Genomic DNA, 15,727 nt, shown 5'->3' with positions numbered 1-15,727 from the left:
ATAAAAACCATTGATAAAAACACCAAATGCGTCAAAATACATGAAATTATTCATAGAATTATACGTGAATTTTGTATTGAATTTTTAATTGAAAATTATAGTTTTCAATATAAAATAACTAATATTATGGGGATAGCAGTGTCTTTCATCATTGTTTGTCACATATATAAGTTTATCGATTTGTCAATGCGAGTTTTCTATATGGTTTGTTGATTAACCAATCCGCTTGTTGCATTAAAATTTTAAAACTACTTCGCACTACAATTTTTATTACGCTCTGTTTTGCATCCGCCCGCAGATTGTTAAATTTGCCCTTTGAGAGCTACGGCCTTTATGACAAATCTACAAATCTGCACGGATTAAATTTCTTGTTAAACTCCGCACGCGCCCTCCCCTCTGCGCGGCTTTTTGAGCTATCAACAAGCAGGAATTTATTTGATCGCCACACCTTTTTTATGCGCGCTGTATTTAATCTCTGCACTACACGTCCTTTAAAAACCGGCGTCTAAATGTCGCAAAATTCTAAAATCGACGCGAAATTTTAAAATTCAGCAACGCGGGCAGTTCTAAATTTATCTAAATTTCAGACCCCGCAAGTATAATCCGCCATAAAATTTTAAAAATCCAAAGGCAAAAAATGAATCGCAACACTTTAGACGCCATAAAATTCCGCGGCATAACCTCTAGGGTTTTATCGATCTGCTGCTACCTGATCATTTGGGCTTGTTGCGAGTTTTTGCACGATATTACGATGAGAGGATTTTTTGCCGCCGCAGCCGCAATCGTCGCCGTGATTTTTACTTCGATGGTCTTTAAGCTCTCCGCGACCAAAATGATCTCTGATATCTCCGATAGTAAGGTCTTTAGGGCGTATTTAATTAACTTTATCGCCCGAGTGCTTTGGACTATCGTATTTATTTCGCCTTTACCATACTCTATGAATAATAATATTGTGAGCTTGGAGACTCTAGATTATACCTTACACGAGCAAGGCGGTTCTTTCGTGGAGGCATTCTATTGCATTTTAGCGGCTATGGCTATAGGACTTAATCACTCTATGGAAATTAAAGAGACGCAATTTGTTACCATTTGGTATGTAACGATTACAGCGTTTAAGATTATCGGCACCATAGCACCGGCAATAGTATATTGCTACTTAGGAGAAGCCACTAAGAGTAAAATTTTTTATGCTTACGCGTGGTTATATTTTATATGTTTAGTGCTTGTAGAAATCATCAATTCGTTTATTAAACTGCCAGAAATGAGTAGTGCAACTGCAGCGTACATGGTACTCGCGGTAATCCTTTTATATGAAATTTTAGAACTTATCGCTTGGATTAGGATTAAAGGAATTTCAGGCGCGGAGCTTTGGAATAAAAACTTATGGACGACGCCAGCAAAATAGATCATAAAATCCAATCGGTTTCGCTGGGTATCGGGCAGTATCCGGTTAGCCTAGAGAAGAAGGGCAAAAATTTTTACTAGCAAAATTCTGCGTAAAATCACAAAATTCTGCCCTACGAAAGCATCTGAAATCCCCCCCCCCCACGACAAAATGAAATTTATATAAAAATTTATCTGGATTTTATGTCGATCAGCTATAATTCCGCTATTCTAACCCCGCATATTTTGCGGAATTTTCAAGGAGAAAAAATGCTTAAACTTCACTCAATCCTTCTTGGTACAGTGCTTTGCGCTGGCCCGGCTTTTGCAGATCGCACGATTACCGATCAGCTCGGTCGCAAGGTCACGATCCCGGATCAAGTAAATCGTATCGTCGTGCTACACCACGAAGCGCTCAATGTCTTAAACGAAATCAACGCCCAAGATAAGGTCGTAGGCATCCTAAAAAGCTGGGAGCAGCGCCTAGGCAAAGAGTATAATCGTTTGGCACCGAGTTTTAAAAACCTACCTAATCCGGGCGATATCAAAGATGTCAATTACGAAGCTCTGCTTAGTCTAAAGCCCGATGCGGTCGTAGTGGTCAACTACTTCCCTAAAGAATATATCGCTAAAATGGAGGAGTTGAAAATCCCAGTCGTAGGTATTTCATTTTTCAGCTCTGCACAAGAGGAAAAAGCTAAGCTAAATCCGACCTTTAAAGATGAGCGCGATAGCTTCGCTGCTTACGATGAGGGCTTTTACGAGGGGGTTAAAATTCTAGGCGAACTAAGCAATCACGAAAAGGATGCCGCTGAACTAATAGATTTCGTTAAAAAATCGCAAGCTGACTTAAATGCCAAATTTAGCAATTTTATCGTAGATAAAAGACCTAGAGTTTATATGGCAAATCCTGATCTTACGACCTACGGTAGCGGCAAATATACTGGCGTAATGTTAGCAAGAGCGGGTGCGACGAACGTCGCCGCTGCAGATATAAAGGGCTACAAGCAGGTTTCGCCGGAGCAAATTTTAGCATGGAATCCGCAGATTATCTTAGTGCAAAACCGCTATCCTCAAGTACCTGCCGAACTTAAGGCAAACCCTGCGCTAAAAGGTCTTAGCGCCGTGAAAGAGGATAGAATTTATCTAATGCCCGAATTCGTTAAAGCATGGGGTCATCCGACTGCCGAAGCAATGGCGCTTGGCGAGGAATGGCTTGCGATGAAACTTTATCCGCAAAATTTTAAGGACGCAAACTTTGATAAAAAAGTAGAGGAATTCTACGAGAAATTTTACCGCGTCAAATATCAAAAATAATGCTAAACGTGATCCTGCTTCTTTTTTGGGTAGTGCTGGCGCTAATCTCGCTCGCTAGTGGGCAGTTTCATATCCCGCTAGAAGAAATTTTTAAAATTCTCTTTAGCGGAGGCGGCGATGAAGCCGCCAAAAGTGTGATGATGGATGTTAGAATTCCGCGCATTCTACTCTCCAGCCTTTGCGGTGGAGCGCTTGCTATCGCGGGTTTGAGCTTGCAAGCGGTATTTAAAAACCCACTCGTTGGCCCGCACATCGTAGGCGTGAGTACCGCGGCGGCATTCGGCGGCGCGCTTTGTATCTTGCTAGGATTGAGCGGCTTATGGCTTGCGGGTTTTGCATTTTGCTTTGGGCTTGCGGCGCTATTTTTACTCTATCTTTTGGCAAAATTCGTAGCACGCGCTGATATTTTCTCACTCATTTTAGCAGGTATAGTCATTAACGGCGTATTTGCCGCACTTACGAGCTTGGTGCAGTATCTGGCAGACGATGAGGAAGTGCTGCCTAATATCGTCTTTTGGCTACTGGGAAGCTTCGTAAGCGCAGGATACGATAAGGTAATTTTGATGTGCGCGATCGCCCTGCCCGCTTCTGCAGTATTAATCGCGCTGAGATGGCGGTTTAATCTACTCAGCCTAAATGATGATGATTTGCGCGTGCTAGGCGTGGACGTTAAATTTCTGCGCTGCACGATCCTAGCGCTTTGCACCGCTCTGATCGCCGTACAAGTTAGCGTCAGCGGAAATATCGGCTGGGTAGGTCTTGTGGTGCCGCACGCCACCAGGCTTATCGCGGGCAGCGATCACGTGAAGCTAATGCCTGCCTGCTTCATCGCAGGAGCGATCTTTATGCTGGCAATCGACGATCTATCTCGCTCGCTAAGTAGCGCCGAAATTCCTTTAGGAATTCTATCCGCTCTCATCGGAAGCCCGATCTTTGCCCTACTTCTAAAAAGGAGTGCCAAAAATGCAAAATCTAATTGAGGTAAAAAATGCTGGCTTTTACTACGAGGCGGAAAAATTCTGCTTTCGCAACTTAAGCTTCGAGCTTGCCAGCTCTCAAACATTAGCGATTTTGGGCTTAAACGGGCAAGGCAAAAGTACGCTAATGTCGTGTATGATGGGGATTTTGCAGCCTAAAGAAGGCGAGATCGTGCGCAAGGCAAAATTTGCTTTTTTGCCGCAGAGCTTTAACGTCGCGTTTGATTACAGCGTGCTTGACATCGTACTGATGGGGCGGGTACGCGAGATCTCGCTCTTTTCAAAACCGGGCAAAAAGGATATTCAAATCTGCCTTGACGCTTTGGATACGCTAGGCGTCGCCCATCTTCAAAAGCGCAGCTTTAACGCCCTTAGCGGCGGGCAGAGGCAGCTCGTGCTCTTTGCTAGAGCCCTAGCTAGCGGTAGCGATGTGCTGTTTTTGGACGAGCCCGCTAGCGCGCTTGATATCAAAAACCAAGACCGCGTGCTAAGCCTCATCGCAAATCTACGCTCAAATAGCGATGCGAGCATAGTTTTTACCACTCACCAGCCTAACCACGCCCTAGCTGTCGCCGATCGCACACTGATCTTGCGAAATGATCTTAGCTACAACTACGGCGCAAGCAACGAAATTTTAACCGAAGCCGCGCTTAGCTCGCTCTACGGCGTACAGATCAAAACGGCGAAATTTGACATAGAGGGCGAGCAGATAAGCAGCATCACGCAAATTTTCAGCGCACAGGTGAGGTAGCGCGGCAAGGGTTATAAGCGATCGGCGCGACAAAGCAACTCATCAATCGGCGCGAAATTTTAAATCGCGGGATTTTGTTTTGATCTAAATTTAAATCGTAGAATTTTGTCTTGAAATGCCGTCTTGGAATTCTGATTAAATTTTATATCGAGGTTTTTGCTTTGGAATTCCAGTCTAAATTCCATAGTGGAATTTTACCGCAGAATTCCGAGCAGAAATCTCATAGCGGAATTCTACCTGCGGCTTGCCGGTTTGCAAAACATGCGATGAAAGTATGCCGCGCTTGAGATCTGAAATTCCGCCGCGGAATTCTGCCCCGCAAATCCATAGATGGAATTCCGTTTTAAATCCCGCGGCGAAATTTTATTCTCGCTCTGGTAGAATTCCTGAAATTCCGCAGTTTACAAGCTTGCCACGACGAAATTTTAAAATTTTAAATTTAGCTGTTTAATTCCTGCTTTACATCGATTTATGTATACTTCGAGATAAATTTTAAAAAGGCTTAATATGCAAGATCTCGTATCTCAGGCAAGAAAAGAGGGGATGATCAGCACCGGCATTGATCTATTTTTAGCGGCGGTGCCTGCGACTTTAGTTGCGCTAGATATTGCTAAGAACAATATGCTAGGGCTTAGCACCAACAAGACGGCTACCTATATCACTGGCGGAATTTTTTTGCTATTTTTTGTGTTTCGGTATTTTTCAGGCTAAGAGCGCTCCGCAAAATTTCAATGCTTAGCGGCATAAAAGCGGCGGCGCTTTACCGCAACTGCATAATTGTCTGCATCTGTGTCATTGCCATAACAAGCATCTTTTTATAGATTCCTTTATCGATCTCATACAAGCATTTGGCAATGATATTGTGCATTTTGATAGCGTTTGCAGGCGCAATTTACATAGCCGTAGCGTGGTTTTGCATAAATTTTGCTCTAGCGCGCGTAAGCGGCGTGGGGATCTTTGAGACATATGTGTGGTTCTGCGTCATCTTTTTTCCATTAAATGCACTATACCATTTGATATCCCCATAACCCTCACAATAACTAGCATCGTGCATCTGCTAGCCTGGAGCAAGATAGAAAAGATAAGCGTAAACGTTTAAAATTTCGCAAATATCTTGTCGCGATAGAATTCCGATTTTTGCGATTTAATCCGTGTTTTATGTTTGTTTATATATACTTCGGGTCAAATTTTTAAAAAGGGTTTATATATGCAATTCATTGTATCTCAGGCAAGAAAAGAGGGGATGATCAGCACCGGCATCGATCTGTTTTTGGCGGCATTACCCGCGGTTTTTATCGTAGTAGGCTATGTCTCTTTCAGCGAACCATGGCGCCTTGACGACGAGATGATAAATTATATCGCTAGCGGAATTTTGATCGCTTTTATTTGTGTTTCAGTATTTTTCAGATTGCAGGCACTCCGAAAAATTTCAGCGCTTAGCGGCATAAAAGCAGCGGCGCTTTATCGCAACTGCGTGATGATCTGCGTCTGCTTTTTTGCGCTAGCGCTCGTGCTCAATTACCTTTATCCGAGAGAGCCTGACGCAGACGGCGGGCAGAGTGATAATCCATTTGCGGCGATATTTGGACTAGCGCTTTTCGCAGGCGTTATTTACATAATCGTCGCATGGTTTCGCATAAATTTTTCGCTTGCGCGCGTAAGCGGCGTGAGTACCTTTCGGAATTATGTGTGGCTCTGCGTGGGACTTTTCGTGTTAAATATACTATGCAATGCAGCGATTATTGCTATAGCCATTTCCGAGCCACGGACCGAGCAGGTTTCAGCTTTGGCTATTGCCGTCGTAATGCTTAAAATGCTCCTGCCGTTTGCCGCTCTAATAATAACTGGCATCGTGCACCTGCTAGCTTGGAGCAAGATAGAAAATATAAGCGCGGAGGTTTAAATTTTAAATTTCATAAACCTCTTGTCACGATAAAATTTCGCTCTTTTCGGTTTGATTAGCGTTTTACACTTCTGGATAAATTTCAAAAAGGCTTATGTATGCAAGATCTCGTATCTCAGGCAAGAAAAGAGGGGATGATCAGCACCGGCATTGATCTATTTTTAGCGGCGGTGCCTGCGACTTTAGTTGCGCTAGATATTGCTAAGAACAATATGCTAGGGCTTAGCACCAACAAGACGGCTACCTATATCACTGGCGGAATTTTTTTGCTATTTTTTGTGTTTCGGTATTTTTCAGGCTAAGAGCGCTCCGCAAAATTTCAATGCTTAGCGGCATAAAAGCGGCGGCGCTTTACCGCAACTGCATAATTGTTTTCATCTGCCTCGCGGTGTTTTCATTATTTCATCCGATAAGTTCTTGTAGAGAAGAGATGGTTAGAGAGACAACAGGAGAGACAATATGGAATTTAGCGGTGCCCGCAGCCGCAATCTACATAATCGTAGCGTGGCTTCGCATAAATTTCTCTTTGGCGCGAGTAAGCGGCGTGAGCGCCTTTCGCACCTATGTATGGCTCTGCGTGGGGTTTTTAGCGCTAAATATACTGTGCGGCGCGGGGCCCTTCGGTTTGGCTAACTCCAAGCCGCAAACTGACGATTCGGTTGTGGCTTTAGTCATTACATCATTAAAGGAATTTTTGCCGTTCATCGCTCTTGTGATAACTAGCATCGTGCACCTGCTAGCTTGGAGCAAGATAGAAAAGCTCGCCTAAGCCGAAGTGCTTTCGTTTTGCGGCGACCACGCCTTTTGCAAGTCTAAACCGCAACCGTCCAAGTCGCGCTGTTATAGCAATGTCAAGCGCGCCGCCGCAGCAGTAAAGCCGTAAGATAGCACGTAAATTTAGAAAATTCAAAGGATAAAAATGAAAGAAATTTCAAAGCAAGATCTGCTTCGCAAGGCGAAATTCCGCGGAGTTTTAGGTGCCGTGATTTTGCTAGGCATCGGCATAAGCGGCACGGTGGGCGTAAGCAGCATAGACGAGGACGCGGTCGCGATTTTTAGAGTTTTAGCGCTGCTAGCGACATTAGCGATATTTTACGACTGCTTCGTTTGCCTAGAAAAGGCACTAGGCGTGCGCTTCGTTAAGACCTATAGGCTGATAGAAAGTATCCCGATCGTCGCGATTTTGTGCTACTGCGCCATGGTAGTAGCGCTAAAAGAGGGCGCGATGCTCGATCTACTCTACACCCTGCTCTACGTCCTTTCGACGTGCGCAGCGGTGATAATCTGGGGCGTATTAAACTGCCGCCTAGCCACACTTAGCGGCGTGGATTTATTTAAAATCTACGGCATAGTGGTGTCCGTGGCGTGGCCCTGCGAAGCGGTATCGGGCGCGCTAGCTAAAATAGGCGTAATCCTCGCGCTGCCGTATCTAATCGCAGCGTCGCTGGTAACGGCGTTTTCGGGGATTTTGCTAATCATAGCGTGGATAAAATTCAACCCCGCAAGGTTATGCGGCGCGGAAAATTCTAGCGAGCTTGACGGCGCCAAGCTAGGCGCGGACGGCGAAAAACCGAGCATTTACAGTAAACTCGCCGCTTTTAAGAAATCGGACGCGGACGATGCGAAAAAGACCGCTTCAGCAGCGAGCGCAGATACCGCAAAAATGCCTGCTTCAGCAGTGAGCGCAGATGATACGACCGCCGCAAGACGCCCAGGCAACCCCGGATTTAAATTCTAACTCTACTCGCAATACGGAATTTCGTAAAATTTTTAAAATTTAAGGCGCGGAATTTTATCGCGACGCGCGGCGCATCGGGCGGAAACACGGAATTTTGATTTAATTTTATCCGCTACGAACGCGCAAAATTTAGGGCAAAATTCCAAGCTGAAATTCCGCGATCAATTTAAAATTTTAAGCAGAGGTTCAATCCAAAAATTCCGACGAAGCAAAATCCAAGCCAAAATTCCAGCTGAAATTCTAAAATTCCGATCTAAATCCCTAATCCAGCTTATTTCTAAAAAGCGACGCGGCAAAGCTCAACGTACCAAGCCCGATCAGCAGCAGCGGCACGATGAGATGCCACAGCTCGCCCAGGCCCGCGCCCTCCAGATAGATCCGCCACATGCAGTTGTTGGCATAATACATCGGATCGAGGTGCGCGATGTAGTAAAACCACCGCGGCATCGCGTCCGCAGGCGTTATCAGCCCGCTTATCATAATGCACGGCAGCAGGAACAAAAACGAGCTCACGACCGATTGTAGCGAGGTCTTGCAGACGGTCGAGATCACGAGGCCGATGCCTACGTTGCAGGCGCTAAAGATCGCGATGATCGCAAAAAGATCCGCAAAGCGCCCTCGAAACGGAATTTCGAAGTAAAATACGCAGATCAAAAACAGCGCGAGCCCCTGCGCGATCGCGATCAGCACGGGCGGCACGGCTTTGCCGATCAGCATCTCAAGCGGGTTCGCGGGCGTCATCAGCATCATATCGAAGCTCCCCTCCTCGCGCTCGCGGGAGACGCTAAACGCAGATAGCATCAGCACCTGAATCATCGAAAGCCCCAAAATCATCCCCGTCATGATCGTGTAGCGCGTGATCGTGTTTTCGTTAAAAACATAGCGCGGATTTATGCTGATTAAATTAACAAAATGCTGCGCGTTGTATTCCCCCGCTATGGCCTGCACGAAGCCGATGACGGTGTTTGCCAAGGTCGTATTGCGCGAATCCGCGATGATCAAAAGCTCATGCGTATCCTTAAAATCGCTGCCAAAATAGATCCCGATGATCGCCTCGCCCTCGCTTACCGCGCGGCGCAGGCAGGTTAGGTCTTTGCAGCCAAGTTCGGTCTTAAACATCGGCGTAGCGGCGATGCTCTGCACCAGCGCGGTGGACGTCGCATCGCGGGCGTCGTCCAAAATCGCGTAGCGCACCTGCTCGGGGGTGAAATTCGCGCCATAGCCGAATATGATCGCCTGCACCAGCACCGGCACGATCAGCACCATGCGCGTGCCCTTGTCGCGAAACATCGCCAAAAATTCCTTTTTTATCAGCGCGCGAATTCGAAGCAGGGATTTTCGCAGAGCGTTCATCGCGCACTCCTTTCAAATTTAGCGGCGCCTTTAAATTTAACGCCATTTTCAAATTTAGAGGCGCTGGCGGGTGGAATGGAATTTAAAGCGAAATTTAAACGCACCGCGGGCGTCGATTTAAATTTGCACGGCTCGAGCGTAAATTTTAAAATTTCAAATCCGTCGCTCAGCTCGGGCACAAATTTCAAAATTTCAAATCCATTGCGCGACGGCGCGGGTGAAAATTTCAAAAACGCAGATTTAAATTTACGCGGCGGCAAGGAGATGAAATTTAAAAGCGCGTTTGTGAAGTCAAATTTACTAAATTTTTCTTCGCGCCCTACTTTGTAGCCGTACCGTGCAGCTGCGCTACAAAATCGCGCTATGTAGCGCCGCGCAGAATTCAAATATCCGCCCGCATAAGTAAGTTTAACCGCGCGCCGTTTTTCTGCTATGTCGCATCCGTGCCACGCTTCGGCTTTATCTGCTCTCGGCAAAATACGACGCGGAGCACGTAGCGGCTCGCAAACAAGCTTTAAAATTTTAAATCCACGCTGCGATATAAAATTTTGCGCTGTGTCCGCAAGACGCGCTAAAGCAAGCGTAAATTTTAAAATTCCAAACCGATTACGAAGCTTAGGCGTAAATTTTAAAATTTCAGATCCGCCTCTCAGTTTGGATGTAAATTTTAAAATTCTAAATCCATTGTGCGACGCTGGCGTAAAATTTAAAAACCTCGTCGTCGCCCGCAAGCTAAAGCGCCTCGCGCCGAGAAATTTTGAAATTTCAAATCTACACTCCGCCGCCTGCAAGCCAAAGCTCCTCGCGTCTAGAAATTTTAAAAATTTCATCGTGCGCCCCTTTTTACGCTAAGCACGCACAGGCCGAAAAACAAAACCGCTCCGAGCGCCTGAATGGCGAGGTTTACCCACAGCGTCGCGCTCTGTCCGCCCGATAGGAAGCAGATGCGAAAGGACTCGACCGCGTATGTGGGCGGCAGCAGGTGCCCGATGAAGTTGACCGCCGCGGGCAGTCCGCGCAGATCGAATATCATGCCGCTAAGCAGCGTCACGGGCAGATAGCCGATGACGATGGCGTATTCCTGCGCTAGGAATTGATTTTTGCAGATCGCCGAGATCAGCATGCCTAGGCAGGTCATCTCCAGCACGAAGACGCAAAGCGTCGCCAGCAGCATCGCCACGCTGCCGCGGATCGGGATGCCCAAAAGCACCTGCCCGTAAACGAGCGTCATCGCGCCGCCCAAAAGCGCTAGGAAATAATACGCGCCGACCTTGGCAGTGACGATCTCAAGCGCGCTTGCGTTGGAGTTGTAAAGCGAGGCGATCGTGCCGCGGTCCCATTCGCGCGAGATCACGACCGCGACCATAAATAGGCAGATGAGCCCTAAAATCCCCACGTACTCGGCAGATACGAGATACCACGTCGATTCGTTGGCTTCGTTGAACCAGCTGCGATAATTCACGCTGACAGGCTTTGCCGCGGCGTTTAAATTTGCGTTTAAAAAGCCGTAATCTTGCGCCAAAACCTGCTCGATAACTCCTGCTACGTAAACATAGCTAAGAAGCGCGAGCTGCGACTGAGTGGCGTTTTGGATAAGGAAAATTTCGGCGCCGTCTTTATTCGAGCTGCTCGCGCCGCCGCCTGCACCGCCCGTGCCGCCGCCGTTATTTACAGCGCCGCTAGCGTAAGGGCTTGCATTGATGCCGCCGCTCGCATTTTGGAGATTGTCCGCACCACCCATGAGGCCTGTATTCGTATCGTCTGCGCCACCGATGAGGCCTGTATTCGTATCGCCTGCGCCGCCTATTAAATTTACGCTGCCTTGATTTGCGCCTATGTCGCCTGCGCCGCTACTAGAATTTGCAGTCGCGCCCATACTACCGCCGCTAGAATTTGCGGTCGCGCTGCTTGAATTTACTCCGCTGCCGCCCGCTTCTGAGCCGTTGCCGTATGAGCCCTCCCCTCTTGCGCCGGTACCGCCTGCAGAGGTGTTTATGCCGCTCTCCGTGCTAGCGCCAGCGCCGCCGTCCTCAAGCGGACGGACATTGGCGTCGCCGCTCATATTTTGGATATCGCTTGCACCGTCCATGGAGAGGCTTTCGTCGCTAAAGATATTTAAATTTACGCCGCCGCCCGCGCCGCCGAGTCCGCCCAAAGTGCTTTGAAATTTCGCCGCAAAGCGCGGATCAAAATACAAAATGCTCTCGATCTCGTGCGCCTTAAAATCTCTCCTCGCGCTCTCTAAATCCGTATAGACGCGGGTTTGCAGGTATTTTGAGCCCAAAAATCCGCCGAGTAGATCCCGCTCGATTTTGGAGCTCAGATCGCTTACGAAGCCCACCTTGACGGGCTTTATGTCCATCCGCATCGCGTATCCGTAGATCACGACCAAAATTAGCGGCATCAAAAACGCGATCACGAGCGCCGATCGGTCCTTTGCGATCTGCGCGAACTCCTTTTTTACGAGGATTTTTAAAAAGGTAAAGTTCATCCGCCCTGCCCCTGTGCTCGGATTTTGCGAAACTGCGCCGCTCGCGATAAGCTTTGGAATTTAAATCGCGCAAATTCGGCGACTACCGCGCTTTGAAATTTACGGCGCAGACGAAGCGGGCTCGCTTCGGCGCGGAGCTCGCGCAGTATCCATCTAAAAAATCCGCGCCGTGTCCCGCTGCGCGACATCTCATTCAAAATTCCACTACCGCTTGAAATTTCGCAATCTCTTAAAATTTCACTGCCATTTAAAATTTTACTATCGCTCCAAATTTCGCCGCTGCTAAAAATCCCGCTGTCGCTTAGAATTTTACCGATGTTCAAAGCTCGGTCGCTCAAAATTCCGCCGCCGTTTAAAATTTCATCGCCCCGCAAGAGCCTTTCGCCGCTTGGAATTTTATCGCGCGGGTGTGCAGCTTTTCGCCAAGTCCGCATAAAATTCGGATCAAAAATCTTCGCCGCTCGCGCAAAATTTAGATCAAAAGCCCTTATCGCCCGCCTCGCTTCTAAATTTTTGCACCTCGTTTATGAAGGCCTGCTGCACGCTAAGCCGCCGCCCGTGCTGCACGCAGACCTCGTCGGGGCTGCCTAGCGCCAGGATTTTGCCGCGATCTTGGATCAAAAACCGATCGCAATACTCCGCCTCCTCCATAAAATGCGTCGTCACGACCACGCTCACGCCGGTGCGCGCCAGCGCATTTATGCGGTTCCAAAAGAGCCTGCGCGAGAGCGGATCGGCGCCGCTGGTGGCCTCGTCGAGAAACAAAATCTCGGGGCGGTGGATGAGCGCGCACGCCATGCTGAGGTTGCGCCCCGCGCCAAAGGGCAGGTTCTGCCACGTCTCGTTTCGCAGCCGCTGCAAGCCAAACTCGCTCAAAAGCTCCTCTATACGCCGTTTCAGCGCTGCTCCGCCGATGCCGTAGCTGCGGCCGAAATACTCTAAATTTTGATAGCAGCTTAGCTTTTTATAAAGCGAAAATTTCTGCGAGACGTAGCCGATGCGCGATCTGATCGATGATTTGGCGTAGCGCAGATCCTCGCCCATGACCGAGATCTCGCCTCCGCTCATCCCCAAAAGCGCGCAGATCATACGAAAGGTCGTCGTCTTGCCCGCGCCGTTTGGGCCCAGAAGGCCGAAAATCTCGCCCTTTTTGACCTCGAAACTCGTATTTTCCACGGCGGTAAATGAGCCGAATTTTTTACTCACGTCGCGCACTTTGATGACGGTTTGAGCCGCATCGAAGCTCCTTTTTTCGTAGCCGAAGTTTGCCGCGCCGATCTCCGCTTTATTTAAAAAAATATACGCATCCTCCAGGCTCGCCTCGCGCGGGCTCAGTTTAAATTTAGCGCTTCCGTTTTCATTAAATTTGACATCTCCGCTTTCACTAAATTTAACGCCCTCGTTTTCATTTGAAATTTTAAAATTTTCGCCGCTCCCGTTTTCGCGCTCTGTATTTTCGCCATCACCCTCTAGGCTCGCGTTTAAAAACTCTTGCAGATCGCGCAGGCTTATCGGCTCATCGCTTAGCAGATCGACGCTGCCGTCTCTGGGGCAGATGTCGATGAGCGGGGAGTTTTTTAAAAATCTTTGCGTCTTAAACATCAAGCGGCGCGCCAGGCTCTGATAATCCTCGCCGTCGATGCGAAAGGTGCGATCCCGCAGCGCCGCGGTGATCTTTGCGGCGCGCTCCTGCGCTATGATCTTGCCGCCGAGTAAGATCAGCGTCAGATCGGCATCCGCCGCCTCGTCGAAATACGCCGTCGAAAATATGCATTTCGCGCCGCTTTGATCCAGATACTCGCGCACGATCGCCCACAGCTCGCTGCGCGAGAGCGGATCGACGCCGACTGTGGGCTCATCTAGCACCAAAAGCCGCGGACGAGCTGCAATCGCGCAGGCGACGCCGAGCTTTTGCTTCATCCCGCCGGAGAGCGAATCCACGGCGTAATCTTTAAATTTCAAAAGCCCCACGCGGCGCAAAAGCCCGCGCAGATACTCCTCGCCGTCTTTTAGATCAAGCCCTTTTAGGCCTGCGAAGATGTTTAAATTTTGCCAGACGCTAAGCTCCTCGTAAAGCCCCAGACTCTGCGACATATAGCCGTTTGCGCGGACGAATTCTTTATTTTCGCCGCTCGGGACGAAGCCAGCAAATTTTATCTCGCCGCAATCGGGCGCGATGATGCCGCAAATGAGCTTTAAAAGCGTGGATTTGCCCGCGCCGTCGGGGCCCGTGAGGCTGATGAGCCGCGGCGCGTCGCCAATTCGCAGATCAAAATTTTCAAAAACGACGTTTTTGCTGCGATCCTCTCGCAGATAAAATTTCTTTAAATTTACAATATTTAGTAGATCCAAGCCTAGCTCCAAATTTTATTTACTCGCCCCGTCGCTTGGCGCGACGAACGGGACCTACGCACGCCCAAAAGGACGCTCTTTATCGCGACGCCTTGCTTCTACAGCCGCAAAGACGTCTTAGTTTTGCGACCGCTACGGCGTCTTAGTTTTGTGACAGCTGCGGCATCTTGGTTTTACAACCGCTGCGCGCTTTAAATTTCGCGACGAACGCCGAACGATTTCGCCCAAACCTCGCATAAATTCGACGCAACTTACCGCAAGCGCGTAAAACCAAGCTCTATCGCGCCGGGGCGCCCTGCAATCGCCCGCTCGAATTCGAGTGCCCGCACGATCGGCGTTGCTTACGGCTCGCGCCGAATATTCCGCGCGCCGCCCGATCCGTCTTGAGCGCGTGCATATCGCATCGGCTAGCCGCGCCGCTAACGATGCGCACACAACGCGCATGAACGGGGCAGTCTCCAAAACATGAAGCGATCCGTGAGTATCCGCGATAAATTCGCTTCAAAACGCAAACAAAAGCGAGTTTCAAACACCCGGCGAGCTGTGAGCGCAGAGCTCTCTATCTGCGTCGCGCCCTCTTGCGGTGAAATTTTATCGCCGCCGCACCTTTTGGCGAAATTTTATACCTAGTTTCGGCTTTCTTTACATAGTGCGACTTCAGCTACCGCGTCCTTTGAGGTAAAATTTACCGCCGCTCGCAATCGGCATTTAATCGCGCCGCTTGTTTCGTAGCGAATTTTACTGCCGTCCGTGCTCGGTTCAATCGCCGTTCGTTTATCGCAAAACGCCTGCTAGAAACAAAGCCCGCTGCCGCTCTACCGCCCTGCTTTTACCTCGCTGCTGAGCCGCAAATTTTAAAATTTAATTCGCGCTGCTTTGCGCCAAATCTTTCGGCAAAATTTTACTCGCCGCGCTGCAAAATTCCGATCTTTTATCCAAAGCCCTGCCTGCTCGCGCAAAAACTCTCGCGATAAAATTTACGCCGCCTTTCGCCTTTGTACGACCTCGTTCTAAGCGCGCAACATTTTATCGCCGCCGAGACGATGTATTTTAGGAGCGGCTCAATTTCATCGCCCTACTCTCTGCCGAACAGGCGCCGTTTAAATTTTACCTCAAAGCGCGCTTTTAAAATTTCATCAGGCCCACGCCGTACGCACGGCTCGCGCGATATTACGTAAAATTTACCGCTCGGCAAGCTTGGCTATCCAAATTTCGCCTGCAAGCGCCGCAAAAATAACTCGTAAATTCCGCGCCGTAGCAACTTGAACCATTTAAATTTTACTCGCCGTCTACGAGCGGAGCTCTCTTAAATTTCACTTGCCGCAGCGTTAGAATTTTCGCGCATCAAAGCGCGGCAGGCTCATACCGCATAAAATTTTATCGCTAGCGGAGAGCTATAAATTCCGACTCGCCGTTCTGAATGGCTCTAGACAATCGCCGCGATAAAATTTAGTTCACGGTA

The 15,727-nt window shown here is 48.6% G+C and carries 16 protein-coding genes; 9 read left to right on the top strand and 7 right to left on the bottom strand.

What is annotated here, in order from left to right:
* The first annotated feature begins 637 nt into the window (after nt 1-637).
* The 4 genes from Q0257_RS07580 (at nt 638) to Q0257_RS07565 (ending at nt 4,428) form a co-directional block, all read left to right on the top strand.
* On the top strand, nt 638-1,405 hold the full coding sequence (locus Q0257_RS07580; protein ID WP_298023571.1) for a hypothetical protein: 768 nt from the start codon (nt 638-640) through the stop codon (nt 1,403-1,405).
* 248 nt (nt 1,406-1,653) lie between these two features.
* Nucleotides 1,654-2,700, top strand: a complete 1,047-nt coding sequence (locus Q0257_RS07575) for an ABC transporter substrate-binding protein (RefSeq protein ID WP_297947917.1) — start codon at nt 1,654-1,656, stop codon at nt 2,698-2,700.
* Nucleotides 2,700-3,680 (top strand): iron ABC transporter permease, encoded by a 981-nt coding sequence (locus Q0257_RS07570; protein WP_298023568.1) that lies wholly within the window; start codon nt 2,700-2,702, stop codon nt 3,678-3,680. Before Q0257_RS07575 ends, Q0257_RS07570 begins: the two co-directional genes overlap by 1 nt.
* Nucleotides 3,664-4,428, top strand: a complete 765-nt coding sequence (locus Q0257_RS07565) for an ABC transporter ATP-binding protein (RefSeq protein ID WP_298023565.1) — start codon at nt 3,664-3,666, stop codon at nt 4,426-4,428. Before Q0257_RS07570 ends, Q0257_RS07565 begins: the two co-directional genes overlap by 17 nt.
* Before the next feature lie 59 nt (nt 4,429-4,487).
* On the opposite strand, the gene Q0257_RS07560 is transcribed toward Q0257_RS07565, so the two are convergent.
* Complete coding sequence (locus Q0257_RS07560; RefSeq protein WP_298023562.1) at nt 4,488-4,613, bottom strand: hypothetical protein; 126 nt, start codon at nt 4,611-4,613, stop codon at nt 4,488-4,490.
* A gap of 322 nt (nt 4,614-4,935) precedes the next feature.
* Between Q0257_RS07560 and Q0257_RS07555 the strand changes: the two genes are divergently transcribed.
* Entirely contained in the window at nt 4,936-5,139 is a 204-nt protein-coding gene (locus Q0257_RS07555) for a hypothetical protein (protein ID WP_298023553.1), read from the top strand.
* A 181-nt stretch (nt 5,140-5,320) separates the two neighbouring features.
* Here the strand turns inward: Q0257_RS07555 and Q0257_RS07550 are convergent, their stop codons facing one another.
* Complete coding sequence (locus Q0257_RS07550) at nt 5,321-5,482, bottom strand: hypothetical protein (RefSeq protein WP_298023559.1); 162 nt, start codon at nt 5,480-5,482, stop codon at nt 5,321-5,323.
* Between the two features lie 153 nt (nt 5,483-5,635).
* On the opposite strand from Q0257_RS07550, the gene Q0257_RS07545 reads away from it, so the two are divergent.
* From Q0257_RS07545 to Q0257_RS07530, 4 genes are all read left to right on the top strand, one after another.
* Complete coding sequence (locus Q0257_RS07545; protein WP_298023556.1) at nt 5,636-6,331, top strand: hypothetical protein; 696 nt, start codon at nt 5,636-5,638, stop codon at nt 6,329-6,331.
* 98 nt (nt 6,332-6,429) lie between these two features.
* A complete protein-coding gene (locus tag Q0257_RS07540) occupies nt 6,430-6,633 on the top strand; it encodes a hypothetical protein (protein ID WP_298023553.1) in 204 nt (67 codons plus the stop codon).
* A 20-nt stretch (nt 6,634-6,653) separates the two neighbouring features.
* Complete coding sequence (locus tag Q0257_RS07535) at nt 6,654-7,100, top strand: hypothetical protein (protein ID WP_298023551.1); 447 nt, start codon at nt 6,654-6,656, stop codon at nt 7,098-7,100.
* 150 nt (nt 7,101-7,250) lie between these two features.
* Complete coding sequence (locus Q0257_RS07530; protein WP_298023548.1) at nt 7,251-8,069, top strand: hypothetical protein; 819 nt, start codon at nt 7,251-7,253, stop codon at nt 8,067-8,069.
* A gap of 261 nt (nt 8,070-8,330) precedes the next feature.
* On the opposite strand, the gene Q0257_RS07525 is transcribed toward Q0257_RS07530, so the two are convergent.
* From Q0257_RS07525 to Q0257_RS07505, 5 genes are read right to left on the bottom strand one after another with little or no spacing between them, the layout of a single operon-like run.
* On the bottom strand, nt 8,331-9,422 hold the full coding sequence (locus Q0257_RS07525; protein ID WP_298023545.1) for an ABC transporter permease: 1,092 nt from the start codon (nt 9,420-9,422) through the stop codon (nt 8,331-8,333).
* A complete protein-coding gene (locus Q0257_RS07520; protein WP_298023542.1) occupies nt 9,419-10,252 on the bottom strand; it encodes a hypothetical protein in 834 nt (277 codons plus the stop codon). Before Q0257_RS07520 ends, Q0257_RS07525 begins: the two co-directional genes overlap by 4 nt.
* Nucleotides 10,249-11,913 (bottom strand): ABC transporter permease, encoded by a 1,665-nt coding sequence (locus tag Q0257_RS07515; protein WP_298023540.1) that lies wholly within the window; start codon nt 11,911-11,913, stop codon nt 10,249-10,251. The genes Q0257_RS07520 and Q0257_RS07515 overlap by 4 nt, the downstream gene beginning before the upstream one ends.
* Nucleotides 11,910-12,347 (bottom strand): hypothetical protein, encoded by a 438-nt coding sequence (locus Q0257_RS07510; RefSeq protein WP_298023537.1) that lies wholly within the window; start codon nt 12,345-12,347, stop codon nt 11,910-11,912. Before Q0257_RS07510 ends, Q0257_RS07515 begins: the two co-directional genes overlap by 4 nt.
* A 43-nt stretch (nt 12,348-12,390) precedes the next feature.
* Nucleotides 12,391-14,265, bottom strand: a complete 1,875-nt coding sequence (locus Q0257_RS07505; RefSeq protein WP_298023535.1) for an ATP-binding cassette domain-containing protein — start codon at nt 14,263-14,265, stop codon at nt 12,391-12,393.
* Nucleotides 14,266-15,727: the final 1,462 nt, after the last annotated feature.

This window comes from uncultured Campylobacter sp., from assembly GCF_938018035.1.
Classification (GTDB): domain Bacteria; phylum Campylobacterota; class Campylobacteria; order Campylobacterales; family Campylobacteraceae; genus Campylobacter_B.
This window is presented reverse-complemented; position numbering and strand designations above follow the sequence as displayed.